Annotated in this window: 19 protein-coding genes; 10 read left to right on the top strand and 9 right to left on the bottom strand. The window is 63.4% G+C overall.

Going from position 1 to position 16,104, the window contains the following annotated elements; all coding sequences use genetic code 11:
* Positions 1-49: 49 nt before the first annotated feature.
* Positions 50-1,090, bottom strand: coding sequence for a UDP-glucose 4-epimerase GalE (gene galE / locus ACFUOZ_RS05505; protein ID WP_377545531.1), 1,041 nt, complete (start codon positions 1,088-1,090; stop codon positions 50-52).
* Between the two features lie 80 nt (positions 1,091-1,170).
* On the opposite strand from galE, the gene ACFUOZ_RS05500 reads away from it, so the two are divergent.
* Together ACFUOZ_RS05500 and ACFUOZ_RS05495 are read left to right on the top strand one after the other, a co-directional pair.
* Complete coding sequence (locus ACFUOZ_RS05500; protein ID WP_377545529.1) at positions 1,171-1,794, top strand: TetR/AcrR family transcriptional regulator; 624 nt, start codon at positions 1,171-1,173, stop codon at positions 1,792-1,794.
* A 111-nt stretch (positions 1,795-1,905) separates the two neighbouring features.
* Positions 1,906-2,517 carry a hypothetical protein gene (locus ACFUOZ_RS05495; protein WP_377545527.1) on the top strand — a complete coding sequence of 204 codons (612 nt, stop codon included), beginning with the start codon at positions 1,906-1,908 and terminating at the stop codon, positions 2,515-2,517.
* Between the two features lie 63 nt (positions 2,518-2,580).
* On the opposite strand, the gene ACFUOZ_RS05490 is transcribed toward ACFUOZ_RS05495, so the two are convergent.
* On the bottom strand, positions 2,581-3,423 hold the full coding sequence (locus ACFUOZ_RS05490) for a hypothetical protein (protein WP_377545525.1): 843 nt from the start codon (positions 3,421-3,423) through the stop codon (positions 2,581-2,583).
* A 13-nt stretch (positions 3,424-3,436) separates the two neighbouring features.
* Positions 3,437-4,462, bottom strand: a complete 1,026-nt coding sequence (dapD, locus tag ACFUOZ_RS05485; RefSeq protein ID WP_377545523.1) for a 2,3,4,5-tetrahydropyridine-2,6-dicarboxylate N-succinyltransferase — start codon at positions 4,460-4,462, stop codon at positions 3,437-3,439.
* A gap of 85 nt (positions 4,463-4,547) precedes the next feature.
* Here dapD and dapE point away from each other — a divergent pair, with 85 nt between their 5' ends.
* Positions 4,548-5,678 (top strand): succinyl-diaminopimelate desuccinylase, encoded by a 1,131-nt coding sequence (gene dapE / locus ACFUOZ_RS05480; protein ID WP_377545521.1) that lies wholly within the window; start codon positions 4,548-4,550, stop codon positions 5,676-5,678.
* A gap of 74 nt (positions 5,679-5,752) precedes the next feature.
* Here dapE and ACFUOZ_RS05475 read toward each other — a convergent pair whose 3' ends face one another.
* The 4 genes from ACFUOZ_RS05475 to ACFUOZ_RS05460 all read right to left on the bottom strand — a co-directional run bounded on the left by ACFUOZ_RS05475 (position 5,753) and on the right by ACFUOZ_RS05460 (position 9,028).
* Positions 5,753-6,601: an amino acid ABC transporter permease gene (locus ACFUOZ_RS05475; protein ID WP_377545519.1), complete on the bottom strand. Its 849-nt coding sequence runs from the start codon at positions 6,599-6,601 to the stop codon at positions 5,753-5,755.
* The gene (locus tag ACFUOZ_RS05470; RefSeq protein ID WP_262275505.1) at positions 6,598-7,248 is read right to left on the bottom strand and encodes an amino acid ABC transporter permease; all 651 of its coding nucleotides are present in this window, start codon (positions 7,246-7,248) and stop codon (positions 6,598-6,600) included. The genes ACFUOZ_RS05475 and ACFUOZ_RS05470 overlap by 4 nt, the downstream gene beginning before the upstream one ends.
* 92 nt (positions 7,249-7,340) lie before the next feature.
* Complete coding sequence (locus ACFUOZ_RS05465) at positions 7,341-8,216, bottom strand: glutamate ABC transporter substrate-binding protein (RefSeq protein WP_377545517.1); 876 nt, start codon at positions 8,214-8,216, stop codon at positions 7,341-7,343.
* A gap of 56 nt (positions 8,217-8,272) precedes the next feature.
* Positions 8,273-9,028: an amino acid ABC transporter ATP-binding protein gene (locus ACFUOZ_RS05460; protein ID WP_144659707.1), complete on the bottom strand. Its 756-nt coding sequence runs from the start codon at positions 9,026-9,028 to the stop codon at positions 8,273-8,275.
* Between the two features lie 163 nt (positions 9,029-9,191).
* Between ACFUOZ_RS05460 and ACFUOZ_RS05455 the strand changes: the two genes are divergently transcribed.
* The 4 genes from ACFUOZ_RS05455 to ACFUOZ_RS05440 all read left to right on the top strand — a co-directional run bounded on the left by ACFUOZ_RS05455 (position 9,192) and on the right by ACFUOZ_RS05440 (position 12,036).
* Positions 9,192-10,028, top strand: a complete 837-nt coding sequence (locus ACFUOZ_RS05455) for a TIGR00730 family Rossman fold protein (RefSeq protein WP_186313518.1) — start codon at positions 9,192-9,194, stop codon at positions 10,026-10,028.
* 18 nt (positions 10,029-10,046) lie between these two features.
* Positions 10,047-10,388 carry a DivIVA domain-containing protein gene (locus ACFUOZ_RS05450; RefSeq protein ID WP_377545514.1) on the top strand — a complete coding sequence of 114 codons (342 nt, stop codon included), beginning with the start codon at positions 10,047-10,049 and terminating at the stop codon, positions 10,386-10,388.
* A gap of 77 nt (positions 10,389-10,465) precedes the next feature.
* Complete coding sequence (locus tag ACFUOZ_RS05445) at positions 10,466-11,641, top strand: hypothetical protein (protein ID WP_377545562.1); 1,176 nt, start codon at positions 10,466-10,468, stop codon at positions 11,639-11,641.
* A 227-nt stretch (positions 11,642-11,868) separates the two neighbouring features.
* The gene (locus ACFUOZ_RS05440; RefSeq protein ID WP_064721643.1) at positions 11,869-12,036 is read left to right on the top strand and encodes a DUF3117 domain-containing protein; all 168 of its coding nucleotides are present in this window, start codon (positions 11,869-11,871) and stop codon (positions 12,034-12,036) included.
* A 69-nt stretch (positions 12,037-12,105) separates the two neighbouring features.
* On the opposite strand, the gene ACFUOZ_RS05435 is transcribed toward ACFUOZ_RS05440, so the two are convergent.
* On the bottom strand, positions 12,106-12,738 hold the full coding sequence (locus ACFUOZ_RS05435) for an O-methyltransferase (RefSeq protein ID WP_377545511.1): 633 nt from the start codon (positions 12,736-12,738) through the stop codon (positions 12,106-12,108).
* A gap of 236 nt (positions 12,739-12,974) precedes the next feature.
* On the opposite strand from ACFUOZ_RS05435, the gene sigE reads away from it, so the two are divergent.
* The 3 genes from sigE to ACFUOZ_RS05420 all read left to right on the top strand — a co-directional run bounded on the left by sigE (position 12,975) and on the right by ACFUOZ_RS05420 (position 14,950).
* Positions 12,975-13,598, top strand: a complete 624-nt coding sequence (sigE, locus tag ACFUOZ_RS05430) for an RNA polymerase sigma factor SigE (protein ID WP_377545509.1) — start codon at positions 12,975-12,977, stop codon at positions 13,596-13,598.
* A 163-nt stretch (positions 13,599-13,761) separates the two neighbouring features.
* Positions 13,762-14,520: a hypothetical protein gene (locus ACFUOZ_RS05425; protein WP_377545507.1), complete on the top strand. Its 759-nt coding sequence runs from the start codon at positions 13,762-13,764 to the stop codon at positions 14,518-14,520.
* A 31-nt stretch (positions 14,521-14,551) separates the two neighbouring features.
* Entirely contained in the window at positions 14,552-14,950 is a 399-nt protein-coding gene (locus ACFUOZ_RS05420) for a Sec-independent protein translocase TatB (RefSeq protein ID WP_377545505.1), read from the top strand.
* A gap of 26 nt (positions 14,951-14,976) precedes the next feature.
* Here the strand turns inward: ACFUOZ_RS05420 and ACFUOZ_RS05415 are convergent, their stop codons facing one another.
* The gene (locus ACFUOZ_RS05415) at positions 14,977-16,104 is read right to left on the bottom strand and encodes an Mrp/NBP35 family ATP-binding protein (RefSeq protein WP_377545503.1); all 1,128 of its coding nucleotides are present in this window, start codon (positions 16,102-16,104) and stop codon (positions 14,977-14,979) included.

Genomic DNA, 16,104 nt, shown 5'->3' with positions numbered 1-16,104 from the left:
CGCGGGCGGGGGGGGCCCGCCGTCGTTGGTTGCGTTGGCTGTTGGGCGCCTAGGCGTTGTTTGCCGCGGCAGGCTGGGTCGCGTTGTAGCCGTACGGGTTGTTCTTCTGCCAGCGCCAGTGGTCCTCGCACATCTGGTCCACGGTCTTGGTGGTCGACCAACCGAGGTCAGCCAAGGCAGAGGAAGCGTCGGCCCAGAAGGCGGGGAGGTCGCCAGCGCGGCGGCCGGTGATCTCGTAGGGAATCGGCTGGCCCACGGCCTTCTCGAAGGACCGGAGTACCTCCAGCACGGAGGAGCCGCGGCCGGAGCCCAGGTTCCAACGACGGACACCGGCGCGGTCGGCGATGTAGTTCAGGGCTGCTACGTGGCCGTCTGCCAGGTCCACGACGTGGATGTAGTCACGCTGTGCCGTGCCGTCAGGAGTGTCGTAGTCCCCGCCAAAGACCATCAGCTTTTCGCGGCGTCCAACTGCTACCTGGGCGATGAACGGAACGAGGTTGTTCGGAATGCCCTGGGGATCTTCGCCGATGCGCCCGGACGGGTGGGCGCCCACGGGGTTGAAGTAGCGCAGCAGTGCTATGTGCCAGCGGTTGTCCGCGTTGCCGAGGTCGGAGAGGATGTCCTCGATCTGTTCCTTGGTGCGGCCGTAGGGGTTGTTGGCGCCGATTTCCATCTTCTCGATGTAGGGGATCGGGTTGTGCTCGCCGTACACGGTGGCCGAGGAGCTGAAGACGATGGAGCGGACATCGTGCTTGTCCATGGCGCGGAGCAGGTTCAGGGTGCCCACGATGTTGTTGTAGTAGTAGGCAAGGGGTTCCTGGACGGACTCGCCAACCGCTTTGAGGCCCGCGAAGTGGATGACGGCGTCGATCCGGTGCTGGTCGAACACTGCCTCAACGGCAGGCTCGTCCACCAGGTCGACCTTGTGGAAGGCAGCGGTCTTGCCGGTCAGCTCGGACACGCGGCGGAGTGACTCCTCGCTGGAGTTCACCAGGTTATCCAGCACGACGACATCGTGGCCGGCTTCCTGAAGGGACAAGACGGTGTGGGAGCCGATATAGCCGGTGCCACCCGTGACAAGAATTTTCATGGTCCCTACGCTATCGGAAATCGGAGGCACGCCGCTCTGTGTTGAGCCGCGTGGAAGCACGTTCGTGCTAAAAACGATTAGTGCCCAAAATTGTTGATGCCGAAGCCCGGCGCCAGGAAGTCGTCCAAGCCGTATTCAGGATCATCGCCAGCGATGGTTTGGAACGGGCCTCCCTCAGGGAGGTAGCGGATGAAGCCGGCTTGGCAGTGGGCTCGGTCCGTCACTATTTTGCCAGCAGCGATGAACTGCTCATCTTCTCTTTCGGGACCGTAATAGAGCGCATCGCCGGGCGGCTCGAAGCAGCGCTGGCCCTGGTGGAGGAAGAAGAGCCCGGCAGTCCGGGGCAACATGCTGCCGTGCTGAATCTCCTGGGTCAGTTCCTGCCTCTGGATGAGGAACTCGCCGTCGATGCCTGCGTGTGGATGGCCTTCCGGCACGCTGCCCGCATCAAACCCGTCCTGGCCCCGGAAGCTGAGCGGAGCCACAGGACGGTGGCAGCGATTGTGGGTCGCCTGATCCTGCTCCTGAACCCCGGCCAGGCCGACGACCAGCAGACCCTGGTCACCGAGGCGGAGCGGCTTCTGGCCACCATGGATGGGCTGTGCATGCACGCCCTGCTGCAACCCGAATGGATGACAGCCGAGGTGTGCAGCGATGTCCTCACTGCCCACCTGAGGTCCTTGTCGGAGCCTGCAGTGCCGTAGGCACCGGCATGGGCCCCCGCACCGGCATGGGCCCCCGCACCGGCATGGGACAGGGCCGCTGATCAGGAATAGACTGGGTGGTGTCGGTATCCTGCTGCGGAAGGTCTAGGGATGCACGTATCAGACGGCCAGGGTTGGCGTATCACCATGGACACGTCCGGACCGATGCTCATCGCACTGTACTTGCGCGACGTCGCGGGCCTGGACGGTGCGGGTAGGCCCAGCCTCTCCCATGCAGACCCCAAAGTACGGCACGCAGACCACAGCCACCTCACCTCCGATGTCGGCGGCATCAATGCCCTCAAGACCGAGTGGGAGGCATGGTGGGAAAGCTTATTGAAGTCCTATCCCAACCCGGTGTCGGAGCTGGCACCCCCGAGCTTCAAGGCGTTCGGCAATTCCCCGGCGCTGCAAAGGGTGCTGCAGGCGCACTTCGGCTCCGCCTTGGGATGGGCTACGGACAGGATTGATGAATACGCCCGCCTGGAAGCCGAACGCGCGGCGAGCGGCATGACCGGGCTCCTGAGCGAGATGGTGGAGGACCGGCTGCTGGAGGTTGGACGAAGCTCCCGGGATTTTGATCTCACCATCATCGAATTGCCGCTCAACGAACCCCGCGCCTGGTACCTGGAGCCCAACACCATGATCATGAGCCACAGGCTGATGTCCCAACCGGATGCCTTCCGCAGCTACGTCCAACCCGTCGTCGAACTCCTCGCCTAATGGAGTTTTTGTACACCTAATGCCCTTAAGAGAGCTTCTTAAGGGCATTAACTGTACAAAAACTCACGTGGAGGGAGCCGACACCGTGATCGTGACCGTGTCCGAGGGGGCGGCAGCCGCGTGCCAGCCATCGCGCTTTTCACGGTTCCACGTCTGCCCCGCCACATCCACCTGGGTGATGGCCAGGGCCTTCGCATTTGCCACCGCCCAATGGGCCACGGCCCACGCCTGGGTTCCGGTCACCTCCAGCTGCACCGAGCGGCCCTGGACCGAGGCAGGCTGGGTGCCGAACGCCGTCGTGAGTTCATCGACGACGGCGACCGGGTCACCGGCCGCTTCAGGCATGCGGAGTTCGCAGTTCAACGAGGATTCCGAATGGCCGGTCAATGCCGAGGCGAAGGCCCGACCCATCGGCTCATGCTGGGCGTACGCCCGGGGAAAAGCCGAGCGCTGGACTGCCTGGGCCGCCTGCGTGATTTCCATGGTCTCGTAGCCCGGGATCTTGACCAGGCCGTCATAGAACGCATTGGTGGCGTAAACGGGGTCCATGACCTGCGCCTCGGTACCCCAGCCCTGCGACGGCCTTTGTTGGAACAGCCCCCGGGAGTCCGGTCCGGCTTCGTCACCGTAGTTGATGTTGCGCAGCCGGGATTCCTGCATGGCGGTGGCCAGGGCGATGCTCGCCGCCCTGGGCGGCAGCCCGCGCTTGACGGAGATTGCCGTGATGAGCGATGCGTTGGCGGTCTGGTCCGTGGCGAGCTCGTGGCTTTCAGAACCGACGACGGCGGTGCAGCGCTCCGTGACCAGGGTCTCGGAGCGCTGCAGTACAGCCACGATCGCGTAGATGGCCCCTGCAACAAGGGCCAGGGCCAGCACCGCTACGATGGCGCGGCGGAACCGGCGCACTGGTGTCCTCCTGCTAGTTGGCGTGAAGTGCCTCGTTCAACTCCACGGTCTGGCCCTTGCGCGGAAGGACTTCCACGCCACCAGTGGTGGAGTTGCGGCGGAACAGCAGGTTGGGAACGCCGGAGAGTTCCACGGCCTTGATGATCTGGCTGGTGTCTTCGCCGTTCTCGTCCTTGGGGCCCGGCACGCGGACGCGGGTTCCGGCAGTGACGTAGAGGCCGGCTTCAACCACGGAGTCATCGCCGATGCTGATGCCGACGCCGGAGTTGGCGCCGAGGAGTACCCGTTCACCCAAGGCGATCTTTTCCTTGCCGCCCCCGGAGAGGGTGCCCATGATGGACGCGCCGCCACCGACGTCGGTACCGTCGCCGGCCACGACACCGGCAGAGATGCGGCCTTCAACCATGGAGGTGCCCAGGGTTCCTGCGTTGAAGTTCACGAAGCCTTCGTGCATCACCGTGGTGCCTTCGGCCAGGTGGGCACCGAGGCGGACGCGGTCGGCGTCGGCGATGCGCACGCCCGTGGGAACCACGTAGTCGACCATGCGCGGGAACTTGTCCACACCGTAGACCACTACGTTGCCGCGCTTGCGCAGGCGGGCGCGGGTCAGTTCGAAGCCCTCAACCGCGGCGGGGCCAAAGTTTGTCCAGACCACGTTGGGGAGCTTTCCGAAGACGCCCTCGAGGTTGATGCTGTTCGGCTTGACCAAGCGGTGGGAGAGGAGGTGCAGACGAAGGTAGGCGTCGGCAGTGTCCGCCGGGGCGGCGTCGAGGTCGATCTGAGCGAAGACCACCTTCTGCTCGGTGCCGCGGTCGGCATCCTTGCCTTCTTCCGCCAGCGCAGTGAGCGCGGGGTCGGCGTTTTCGACGTCGCGCAGGGTCTCGGCCGCAACACCGAGGGCCGGTGCCGGGAACCAGACGTCCAGGACCGTTGCTTCCCCCGAGGCCGAAGTGGCTATGGTGGCGAGGCCGAATCCGTAAGCTGATCGATCGTTGGTGGGCGCGGTTGCGGGCGCAGCGGAAGAAGCAGTTTCAGTCATGGCCCAAGTCTATCCAGCACGCAGAGGTGGGCTAAAACCCGTCTCACGCCGCAGAAGTCGCATTTGTTGGCATTAAGCTGAACGTGTGACCCTGAATCCTGCCCCCGCCCTCCTTGACCTGCGCCAGGACGTTGCCCTCCTGACGGCCGCGATCATCGACTTCAATAGTGTCTCCGGCAACGAGACCGAACTGGCCGACGCCGTCGAGTCCGCACTGCGGGCCATTCCGGCGTACACGGTGGTCCGGGACGGAGACGCCATCATTGCCCGGACGGAACTTGGCCTCCCCGAGCGCGTCATCCTGGCCGGCCATCTGGACACCGTCCCCCTGCCGACGGTCGAGGGATCGTTGGGCACAGTCCCGGCAACCTGGGAATCGGGAACCCCGGGAGAGGGGGTGCTTTACGGACGCGGCACCACGGACATGAAGGGCGGCGTCGCGGTTCAGCTCGCGCTGGCGGCAACACTGTTCGACGGCGGTCGGCAGCCGGACAAGGACGTCACCTTCGTGTTTTACGACCATGAGGAAGTGGAGGCGGTCAAGAGCGGATTGGGCCGGCTGGTCCGCAACCACGGTGAGCTGCTGACGGGCGACTTCGCAATTCTGCTGGAACCGACGCATGGCACGGTGGAAGGCGGGTGCAACGGAACCAGCCGCTTCGAAGCCACGACTTTCGGTGAAACAGCCCACTCGGCACGTGCCTGGATGGGCGTCAACGCGATCCACGCCGCAGCCCCGATCCTGGAGCGGTTGGCTGCCTACGAGCCCAAGACCATCAATGTTGATGGCCTGGACTACCGCGAAAGCCTCAATGCGGTGAAGATCAACGGCGGCACCGCGGGCAACGTCATCCCGGACCGTTGCGTGGTGGAGATCAACTACCGCTTCGCCCCGGACAAGTCTCCCGACGAAGCCGAAGCCCACGTCCGTGAACTCCTTGAAGGCTTCGACGTCGTCCGGACAGACGCCGCTGCAGGCGCGCGGCCGGGGCTCAACCACCCCGCTGCCGCGTCCTTTGTTGCCGCCGTGGGTGCTGAGCCCAAGCCCAAATACGGTTGGACCGACGTCGCGCGTTTCAGTGAGCTGGGCATCCCGGCGGTGAACTTCGGCCCGGGCGATCCGCTGCTGGCGCACAAGGACAACGAACACGTCGACGCCGATGCCATCCGCGAGTGCCTGCGTGCACTCCGGACGTGGCTGGCGCCGTCGGCATAACGTGCCCCATAGCGCGAAGAAGGCGGGTACCGGTTGGTTTGAACCGGTACCCGCCTTAGTCTTTGCCGGAGGCTTTACTTAGCCGTCGGAACTGTCCCTGCAGCGGTGGCCTTGGCCGTGCCGCCGGCCGTCTTCCTGGAACCGCGGCGTTCAATCCAGATCGCGATACGGGAAACCGTGAGGTTGATCAGGATGTAGATCGCAGCGCCTACGAAGAACGCCGGGAACAGGAAGTTCGGCCCGAGGAAGTCGGCCATGATCTGGATCTTCCTCAGCAGTTCCTCGTAGCCCACGATGTAACCGAGCGAGGTGTCCTTCAGGAGCACAACCAGCTGGGCGACCAGCGAGGGAAGCATGCGCCGGACTGCCTGCGGGAATTCGATGGACATCCGGGACTGGAAGCTGCGCAGACCGATGGCCAGTCCGGCTTCGCGTTGGCCCTTGGGCAGCGACTGGATACCGGCCCGGAGGATCTCCGCGAAGATGGCTGCGTTGTAGAGGACCAGGCCAACCACGACTGCCTGGAACTGCCCCGTGGCGAACACCAGCAGGACGAACAACATCATGAGGACCACGGGCATGCCGCGGAGGAACTCAAGCACCACCTGGGTAGGAATACGGACCCACGGAATCAGCGAGATACGCAGCAGGCAAAGGCCGATTCCCAGTGGGAAGGCGATGATCGCGGCCACCGCAGCAGCAGCAAGGGTGGAGAGTATGCCTTGGCCGATCAGGTTCCAGACATCCGGAGCCATGGGGCCGTAGAAGATTTCCCAACGGTCGGCGTCGAAGATGCCTTGCTGGGCCAGGGTCATCACGGCAATGGCCAGGACGCCGAGGATGATCAGGATTCCGGCAGCGGAACCAATGAGCGAGTAAAGGCGGGCCTTGGGCCCGGGGACGTCGTACAGGACCGAGGTCATCGGGCAATCGCCACCTTTCGTTCGACAAAGTGCGCCAGGAGGCCAAGGGGAACCGTGATCAGGAGGTAGAAGAAGGCCACCCCAAGAAGGATCCAGAGGACCTGGTTGCCGTAGTCATTCGAGAGCTGGCGACCGTAGCCGAAGAGCTCCAGGACGAAGAACGCACCGGCCACCGAGGAGTTCTTGACCAAAGCGATCAGGATGTTGATCAACGGCGGGACCACTGTCCGAACGGCCTGGGGCAGGACGATGAAGCCCAGGACCTGGGTGAAGGTCATGCCGACGCTGCGGGCAGCTTCGGCCTGGCCAACGGGGACGCTGTTGACGCCGGAACGGACTGCTTCAGCGATGAACGCGGCGGTGTAGCTGCTCAGGGCGATGATGGCGGCCACTTCGAACTGTTCGAATTTGACGCCCAGCCGGGGGAGAACGATGGCTGCGAAGAAGAAAATAATGGTCAGGGGGGTGTTACGGGCTACTTCAACATAGAACATGCTGAAGCCGCGGAGTGCTGCCACGGGGGAGACCCTCATGGCCGCCAGGAGTGTGCCGACAACGAGGGCAATGATTCCTGAAATTACGGAGAGATAAAGGGTTCGGAGAAATCCGTCCCAGTATTCGGGGAGGCTTGCTATGACGGCGTCCATGGCTTCCTTTGGCTGCAGCTAATCAGGGAACAGGGTCCTGGATTCATCAACTGCCGCCGTCCGGGTGGGCGGCGGCAGTTGATGGGTCCCGACTAGTAGCGGTTGATCGCAGGAAGTTCAGGAGCGGTCTTGATGACCTTGCCGGCTGTGGCTTCCCAAGCCTTCTTGTACGTGTCGTCCTTGGCGAATCCTTCCAGCTGGTCGTTGATCCAGTTGCGGAACACGGTGTCGTCTTTCTTCAGGCCGATGCCGTAGGGCTCCTTGGTGAAGGTCTGGTCCGAGGCGAGCTTGAATGCGTCCGGTTCCTTGTCCACGTAGCCGGCGAGGATGACGTTGTCAGTGGTCACGGCGACAACCTGCTTGTTGCGCAGCGGCTCCAGGCAAGCGGTGTACGTAGCCGCAGGCACAACCTCGGCGCCGTACTTCTCGGCAATGGTCTTTGCCGGTGTGGATCCGGTCACGGAGCAGACCTTCTTGCCCTTGACGTCTTCGGGCTTGGTGATGGAGTTGTCGTCCTTGTTCACCAGAAGTGCCTGGCCTGCTTCGTAGTACGGGCCTGCGAAGGCGACCTTTTCCTTTCTGGCGTCCGTGATGGTGTATGTGGCGATGACGAGGTCAACGCGGCCCTGCTCGATGAAGGACTCCCGGTTCTGGGAGACCGTCTCCACCCATTCGATCTTGTCTGCAGGGATGCCAAGCTTGGCGGCGATGGCCTTGCCGATTTCAACGTCGAAACCGACCGGCTTGCCATCCAGGCCCTTCTGTCCGAAGAGCGGCTGGTCGAACTTGGTGCCGATCTTGATCGTCTTGGCCTCGCTCAGCTTCGCCATTGTGGTGCCGGCTTCGAAGCTCGCGGAAGCCACGGGGGGAGTGGTGGAGCTGCCGCCGCCACAGGCGCTCAGCGACAGGGCAAGAGCAGCAGAAGCGGCCACCAGGAGTGACTTCCTCCGGCTAATAAGAGACTTCATGATGTTCCTTTCATTGGATGGCCGCCTTACGGCCTCAGGGTGCGGGCGGTAAGGAGCTAGTGGGTCAAAAGCTTGGACAAGAAGTCCTTGGCACGGTCGCTCTTCGGGTTGGTGAAGAACTCCTCCGGGCTCGCGTCCTCCACGATCTGTCCGTCGGCCATGAACACCACACGGTCAGCAGCCTTGCGGGCAAAGCCCATCTCGTGGGTCACCACGATCATGGTCATGCCTTCCTTGGCCAGCTGGATCATGACGTCCAGGACTTCGTTGATCATTTCAGGGTCCAACGCGGACGTGGGCTCGTCGAACAGCATCACCTTGGGCTTCATGGCAAGGGCGCGGGCAATTGCCACGCGCTGCTGCTGTCCGCCGGAGAGCTGTGCGGGAAGCTTCGGAGCCTGGTGTCCGACGCCGACACGCTCAAGGAGCGCCATGGCTTCCTTGTCCGCGGTTCCCTTGGCTACCTTCTTGACCTTGATGGGCCCGAGGGTGACGTTCTCAAGAATCGTCTTGTGGGCAAAAAGGTTGAAGGACTGGAAGACCATTCCGACGTCGGCTCGCAGGTGGGCGAGATCCTTGCCTTCTTCGGGAAGCTTCTTCCCGTCGATGGCGATATCGCCGTCGTCGATCGTTTCCAAACGGTTGATCGCACGGCACAGCGTGGACTTACCGGAACCGGAAGGTCCGATAACTACCACGACTTCACCCTTCCGAACCTGGAGGTTGATGTCCTTGAGGACGTGCAGTTGACCGTAGTGCTTGTTGACGCCATTCAGGGAGACGAGGGCATCGCCGGACGCTTGAGTAGTCATACGAAGAATCTAGCGAACAAAGAAGCAAATATGACCACGGTCACGGCAACTTCGTGAAGATCGTGACTGAACAGAAACCTGCTCCCCAGGCATATACCAGACTGCAATGCAAGAAGCGGGTCGCTGCGATGGAGCCGGCGCCAGGAGGCGCTAGCCTTGGGCAATGAGCATCAGCCAGCACTCAATTCCCAACCCGGATGCCAACGGCAACGGCAGGACCACCCACGTGCCCCTGCCTTCGGAGATCGCACCCGCCAAGCACAAGGGCTCCTTGGAGCTTCGACGCAAACAGGCGGATACGGGAATGTCGGACCAGCACCTGCTGGATACCAGCGGTGCCGGACAGTTCATTCATACTGATCCCTGGCGCGTCCTCCGGATCCAAAGTGAGTTCGTGGAAGGGTTCGGGGCGCTGGCCGACCTCGGCCCCGCCGTCAGTGTCTTCGGGTCGGCCCGCACCAAGCCGGGCAGCGAGTACTACGAGATGGCCGTTGAAGTGGGCCGCAAACTGGCAGAGTCCGGAGTGGCAGTCATTACCGGCGGTGGACCGGGTTCCATGGAGGCAGCGAACAAGGGCGCTGTCGAAGGCAACGGAGTCTCTGTAGGACTGGGCATCGAGCTGCCTTTCGAGCAGGGGCTCAACCAGTGGGTGGACCTTGGCATCAACTTCAGGTACTTCTTCGCCCGCAAGACCATGTTCGTCAAGTATGCACAAGGATTCGTCGTGCTTCCCGGCGGTCTCGGAACACTTGACGAACTCTTTGAAGCCATGGTCCTTGTCCAGACCCGCAAGGTGACGTCTTTCCCCATCGTGCTCCTCGGCGTCCGCTTCTGGGGTCCGATGATCGAGTGGATCCGGGAAACATTGGTTGCCGAAGGCATGGTGTCAGAAAAGGACCTCGACCTGATCCAGCTGGTGGACGACCCCGCAGATGCCGTCCACCGCGTGCTCCACGGTGCGCCTCTTCCCACACCGACAGGGGAGCAGCGCCCCGAGTAGCAGCGTGTTTCTGGCACGATGGACACTGTGAGCTTCTTTCTGGTATTCCTCGCAATCGTCCTGGTTGGTGCGGCACTGTTCTTCGGCGCCGGACTGGTCCGGGGGCGCACGATGGGCGCGGGTCTCGACGACCCCCTTCCCAACCTGCCCCCGGTGCTGCTGCCTGCGGAGGCGCTGCCTTCCGACGTCGATTCCGTGCGTTTTGCGCTGGGGCTGCGCGGTTACCGGATGGACCAGGTGGATCAGGTGCTCGATGAGCTCAGGAACCAGCTGCGGGCCAAGGACCTCGAAATCGCGAGACTTGGGGCGTTGGCGGAGCAAAAGTCCGGAGACGACGAAACCGGCCGGACCCCACAGTGACCGTGCAGGCTCCGGCCCGGCGCGGCGAAGGACCCGCGGCGCGGCTTTCGCGGGCTTTGGCGGCTGCCGGATCAAGGATGGCCACGTGGCCCTGGTGGCTGCAGGTTTCGCTGGTCTTTATCGCCGCCCGGTTGGTCAGCGCCTGCATCTTCATGGCGGCGGCACTTCAACAGGGCACCAACCCCTGGTTCCCGCCCGCCCCTGATTATTGGAACTTCATCACCATCTGGGATGGCCGCTGGTACCAACAAGCTGCCGATAGCGGCTATCCCGCGGTCCTGCCTGTGGACGCCAACGGCGTGGTCAAGGAGAACGCCTGGGCCTTTTATGCTCTCTTCCCGCTCCTGGGGCGCGGCGTGGCTGCCATGACGGGGCTGGGCACCTTGCAGGCCCTCACGGCCATCGCAATGGTGTCCGGACTGGCAGCAGCCCTGGTGATCTACAAGCTCTTCCGGGAATTCGCAGGCAAGCGCACAGCCATGTGGGGCGTTGTTTTCGTTTCCACGTTCCCGGTGTCCCCCATCCTCCAAGTCCCTTATGCCGAGTCGCTGAACCTGCTGCTGCTTGCCGCGTCGCTTCTCCTGGTGGTCAGGCGCCGCTACCTGACAGCCATTCCGGTAACCCTGGTGATGTGCCTCTCCAGGCCCACGGGCGTACCTTTCGCTGCCATGGTCGGTTTGCTGCTGCTCTGGCGCCTCTGGGAAAGGTTCGGGCGCCCCTCCACTGCAAATACCCCGTCCACCCGGAGCCTCGTATCCCTGGGCGCGCTGGTGGTGGCAACGGGAATCGGTGCCCTCGCCTGGCTCGCCATAGCCTGGGCCGTTACAGGCGATCCTGCCGCCTACACACGGACCGAAACCGCCTGGCGTGGACATGACCTGGTGCCCTTCAAACCCTGGTTCGATACCGGCCGGATGTTGTTCGGTCCGGTGCTGGGTGTCCTGGCTCCCTTTGTCTTTACCGCCCTCTTCGTGCTGTTGATGGTGTCCGCTCCGGTGAAGAGGCTCGGGCCCGAACTGCGGCTCTGGTGCGCCTGCTACATGGGCTACCTCCTGGTTTTCCTGCACCCGCAGACCAGTACATTCCGGATGCTGCTGCCATTGTTCCCCCTGGCGCTCGGGGCTGCGGCCTTGTCAAAGTCCAAGGCCTACCGGGGGACCGTTGTGGTGATGTTTGTCCTCCTCCAGATTGTCTGGGTTGTGTGGCTGTGGGCGTGGGCACAGCTGCCCGGAGGCGGCGACTATCCGCCCTGACGTGGACCTTTGTCCCTGACCGCCAATTTGTACAAAGCCCGCACAAACAGGCCGTTGATTTCGCTACGGACGGGTAAGTACGGGATAATGGACCCAAGAGCAGGGACAAAGCACCTAACAGTGCCCGGCCATGGCGGCCTCCAAGCAGTGCCGCCGGCTGCAATTGCGACGCGGAACCAGCCCGGCCGGGTTGGCGTGACTTGGGACAAATGGAGGGGATTTTCCTAATGGCGGCTATGAAACCACGTACTGGCGACGGCCCTATGGAAGTTACCAAAGAGGGACGCAGCCTCATCATGCGTGTGCCGCTCGAAGGTGGAGGCCGGCTTGTGGTCGAGCTCAATGCCGCCGAAGCGGAAAACCTCAAGGAATGCCTCGTAGGTGTGACGGAATAGAGTTTCGGAGCAGGGCCCGGCGCCAGCCGGAGCCCTGCTTTTTGTTTAAGGCCCGACGGCGGCCGTCACCTATTTCTTGACGGCCACCAAGAGGCCGTCGCCGGTGGGCAGCATGGCCGAGGCGAGCCGGTCGTCGTCGCGGATGGCTTTTCCGATCTGGCGAAGCACCACGGTGGTGGAGTCACGTGCTGCCGGGTTGGAAACCCGGTCCTTGTCCAATGCGTCGTTGATGACCAGCGTGCCCCCGGACTTCAGCAGGCGGATGGCCTGCTCCACGTACTTGGGAAAGTTTGGCTTGTCTGCGTCGATGAACACGAGGTCGTAGGCCCCATCGGTCAGCCTCGGGAGGACATCTGCCGCGCGACCTGAGATGGTGCGGGTTCGGTTGGCGGGGCTGCCCGATTCGAGGAAGGCCTCCCGGGCCGCCTTGAGGTGCTCGACGTCAACATCGATGGTGGTCAGCACAGCCTGGGGTCCCAGTCCGCGGAGCAGGCAGACACCTGAAACCCCGGCGCCGGAACCGACCTCCACCACAGTCTGAGCCTTGGACGCCGCTGCGAGCACCGTCAGGACCGCCCCAACCCCAGGGCTGATGGGTGTCACGCCCAACTCGAAGGAACGCTCGCGGGCGCGCAACATCACGTCATCCTCAGCCGGCAGATCTTCTGCGTAGGACCAGCTGCTTGACTTGTCGGCACTCATGAAGGGATTCGCTTTCCGCGGGTAGGGGTGTTTGTACCAGACTACTGTGTCCGCCCCGGTAAACCGGCTGTTGGGAAGTGGCTCCCGTCCTGTGTCAGCCCGGCTTTTCAGCCGTACGGGAAAAACGACGTCCAGTCAGGTAATTCCCAGACAAACTTGGGATGATATTGCTCCGGTCATCCACGAGGTGGGCGGCGCCGAATAAACGGTGAACCACAGTTTGAGGGGAGTGGACGATGCCGGCATCCCATGCTGCGCCAGTCCTTGTATCAGAAGGCCCTGAGGCCGCCACCGACTGGGTCATGCCCAGCTGGGAGGAAGTGGTGTCCAACCACTCCGCCAAGGTATACCGCCTCGCCTACCGCTTGACCGGCAACAAGTTCGACGCCGAGGACCTCACCCAGGAGGTCTTCGTCCGGGTCTTCCGCTCGCTGGAGAACTTTAAGCCGGGAACGCTGGACGGCTGGTTGCACCGCATCACCACCAACTTGTTCCTGGACCAGGCCCGCCGAAAGAGCCGGATCCGTTTCGACGCCCTGGCGGAGGATGCCGAGTCCCGCCTGCCCGGCCGTGAGCCCGGCCCCGAGCAAAGCTTCGAGCACAACAATCTCGACCTCGACGTCCAGCGGGCCCTGGAGGAGCTTCCTCCCGACTTCCGCGCCGCCGTCGTGCTGTGCGATCTCGAGGGACTGTCCTACGACGAAGTCGCAGAGGCCCTGGGCGTAAAGCTCGGGACCGTCAGGTCCCGGATCCACCGTGGGCGGACCATGCTGCGCGAGAAACTGGCCCACCGCGACCCGCGTCCGGCTGAGGCCCGCAAGCCGCGCCTGAAGATGCCACGCATCGCCAGCATCCTTTAGGTCGTCAATGCCCCGACGTCCTGATCGCCCGGGAGTTTTGTCCCGGCGCAAGTTGACTTCGCTGCGCCATTCCCGAAACCCGGAACATGTGCAGGTTTGCGAAAAGTGCCGTGGCCTTCTTCGCCAGGAACGGCAGTACATTGAACGCCTGCGCAGTGCTGCAGTGCCTGAGGCCAGCCGGGATCTCACCGCCAGGCTCATCCAGCAGACTGAACGGCTTGCCAACCAATCCCCGCATTCCTTCCAAACCCCGACGCCCCGGAACCGAATCCGGCGCGGGTTCCGGGTAACAGCCATTGCTGCGGGGACCTTGACGGTATCAGCCGGCGCCTTGGCTGGCTCGGCGTACATCGTGGCCGGGGAAGAGGGGCCGCAAACTTTTGTACAAACCAACGACGCCCGCCTCCTCGCCGGTGCATGGACCGGCGGGCCATCGGAGTCCGCGGTTGCACCTGCTTTCCAAGCCGGCGGCACCATTACCCTGAATGCCGCCCAGTTGGACGCACTTCGGCAGGAAGGGTGGGCGTGTCCAGAGCTGGCCGGAGCGGGTTTCAAGGTTGTCTCTGCCCACGCCAGGATGGTTGATGCCCATCCGGCTGTTGAGCTGAGGCTTGAAAGGAACGGCCACTTCGCCACCATCGTCGAGGAGCACCGTGCTGCCGGGCAGGTCGTTCCCGGGGCGTCGAACCCGGCGCAGCTCTCCGTCACCCAGGGAAGCCCATGGAAGGCCGTCTACTCCACGCCTGCCGCCGTGATCAGTTATGCGTCCGATCTTCCCGCTGAGTCCGCGGACGACGCCGTTCCGGAATTAGTCCGGGCGGGTCAGTCCTTGGCGGACGATGAGGGTGCCGGGGGTTCCGAGGCCTGGTACCCCAGGCTGCTCCGCGGCCTTCAGACCCTTCTTCGCCCCGCTGGTTTATGAGCGGCACCACAGACAAGGTAATCTTCGTAGCGTGCTTGGAATCAACGGCCCGGAGTTCATACTCCTTCTGATTATCGGCGTACTCGTCATCGGTCCCAGCCGTTTGCCCGAATACACTCAAAAGCTCGCCAACCTGGTCAAGGAAGTGCGCCGGATGGCTTCCGGCGCCCGCGAGCAGATCAAAGAAGAAGTCGGCATCGATATCGATGAGGTCGACTGGAAGAAATACGACCCCCGTCAGTACGATCCCCGGCGCATCATCAAGGACGCCCTGCTGGATGATGACACCAAGCCGGTCAGCGCGGGGGCCCCGGCCGTGGCGGCCACCGCTGCGGTTGCAGCTACCGAAGCCAAGCCCAAGGCGCCTGCGCGGGTCATTGAGCGGCTCGCCGAGGGCGAAGCCGCTCCTTTCGACACCGAGGCTACTTAGGCCTCAGCCTCTTGTTGAAAGGGGTCTTACCGGGGCTCGATGCCCAGCGATAACCCGGAAAGTCCGCGGGGACGCGATGCCAACTTTGTTGCTATTCCTGCCAGGGCCTTGGCCGCTGCGGATTCGGGGGCTGCCAGGACTACAGGCGTTCCTGCGTCGCCTCCCTCGCGCAGCCGGATATCCAGGGGGATCTGCCCCAGCAGCGGGACGTCGCTTCCGACGGCGGCGCTCAACCGCTCAGCCAGGATGGCACCTCCGCCACTTCCAAAAAGTTCCATGTGGCCGCCGTCGGGCATTTCCAGGAACGACATGTTCTCTATCACGCCGGCCACTTTCTGGCCGGTCTGCGTTGCAATCGTTCCGGCACGTTCAGCGACGTCGGCAGCTGCGGCCTGCGGTGTGGTGACCACCAGGATCTCGGCATTGGGCAGCAGCTGGGCCACGGAGATTGCAATGTCGCCGGTCCCCGGAGGCAGGTCGAGGAAGAGGGCATCGAGATCGCCGAAGTAGACATCGGTGAGGAACTGTTCCAAAGCACGGTGGAGCATGGGTCCACGCCACGCAACCGGCTGGTTGCCGGCAACGAACATGCCGATGGAAATGACTTTCACCCCATAGGCCACGGGCGGCAGGATCATGTCGTCCACTTGGGTCGGTTTCTGGGTGATGCCCATCAGGGCCGGTACCGAAAAACCATGCACATCCGCGTCAACTATGCCCACCCGGAGTCCTTGGGCGGCCAAGGCAGTGGCCAGGTTGACCGTGACTGAGGACTTGCCTACGCCGCCCTTTCCACTGGCGACCGCGTAGACCCTGGTCAGCGAACCCGGCTTGGTGAAAGGAATGCCCCTTTGTCCGCCCGGGCCCCTGAGTTGTTCCTTCAGGGCCTCCCGCTGGGCGGGTGTCATGACCTTCAATTCGACGTCGACGCCAGTGACGCCGTCGAGGCGCATCAGTGCCTCCGTGGCGTCCTGGGTGATGGTCTCCCGCAGTGGGCATCCGGCGATGGTCAGCAGGACGGCAACGTGAACCGTTCCGTCGTCGGCGGCGGAGACCGATTCCACCATGCCCAATTCCGTGATGGGGCGGCGGAGCTCGGGATCAATAACCGTTGCCAGGGCAACCTGCAGTGCCTCGGCAGTAGCGGTGCTCAT

The sequence above is a fragment of the Paenarthrobacter sp. NPDC057355 genome (assembly GCF_042667405.1).
In the GTDB taxonomy this organism is placed as follows: Bacteria; Actinomycetota; Actinomycetes; order Actinomycetales; family Micrococcaceae; genus Arthrobacter.
Note: the sequence above shows the minus strand (reverse complement) of the source record. Positions and strands in the feature narration are given on the sequence as shown.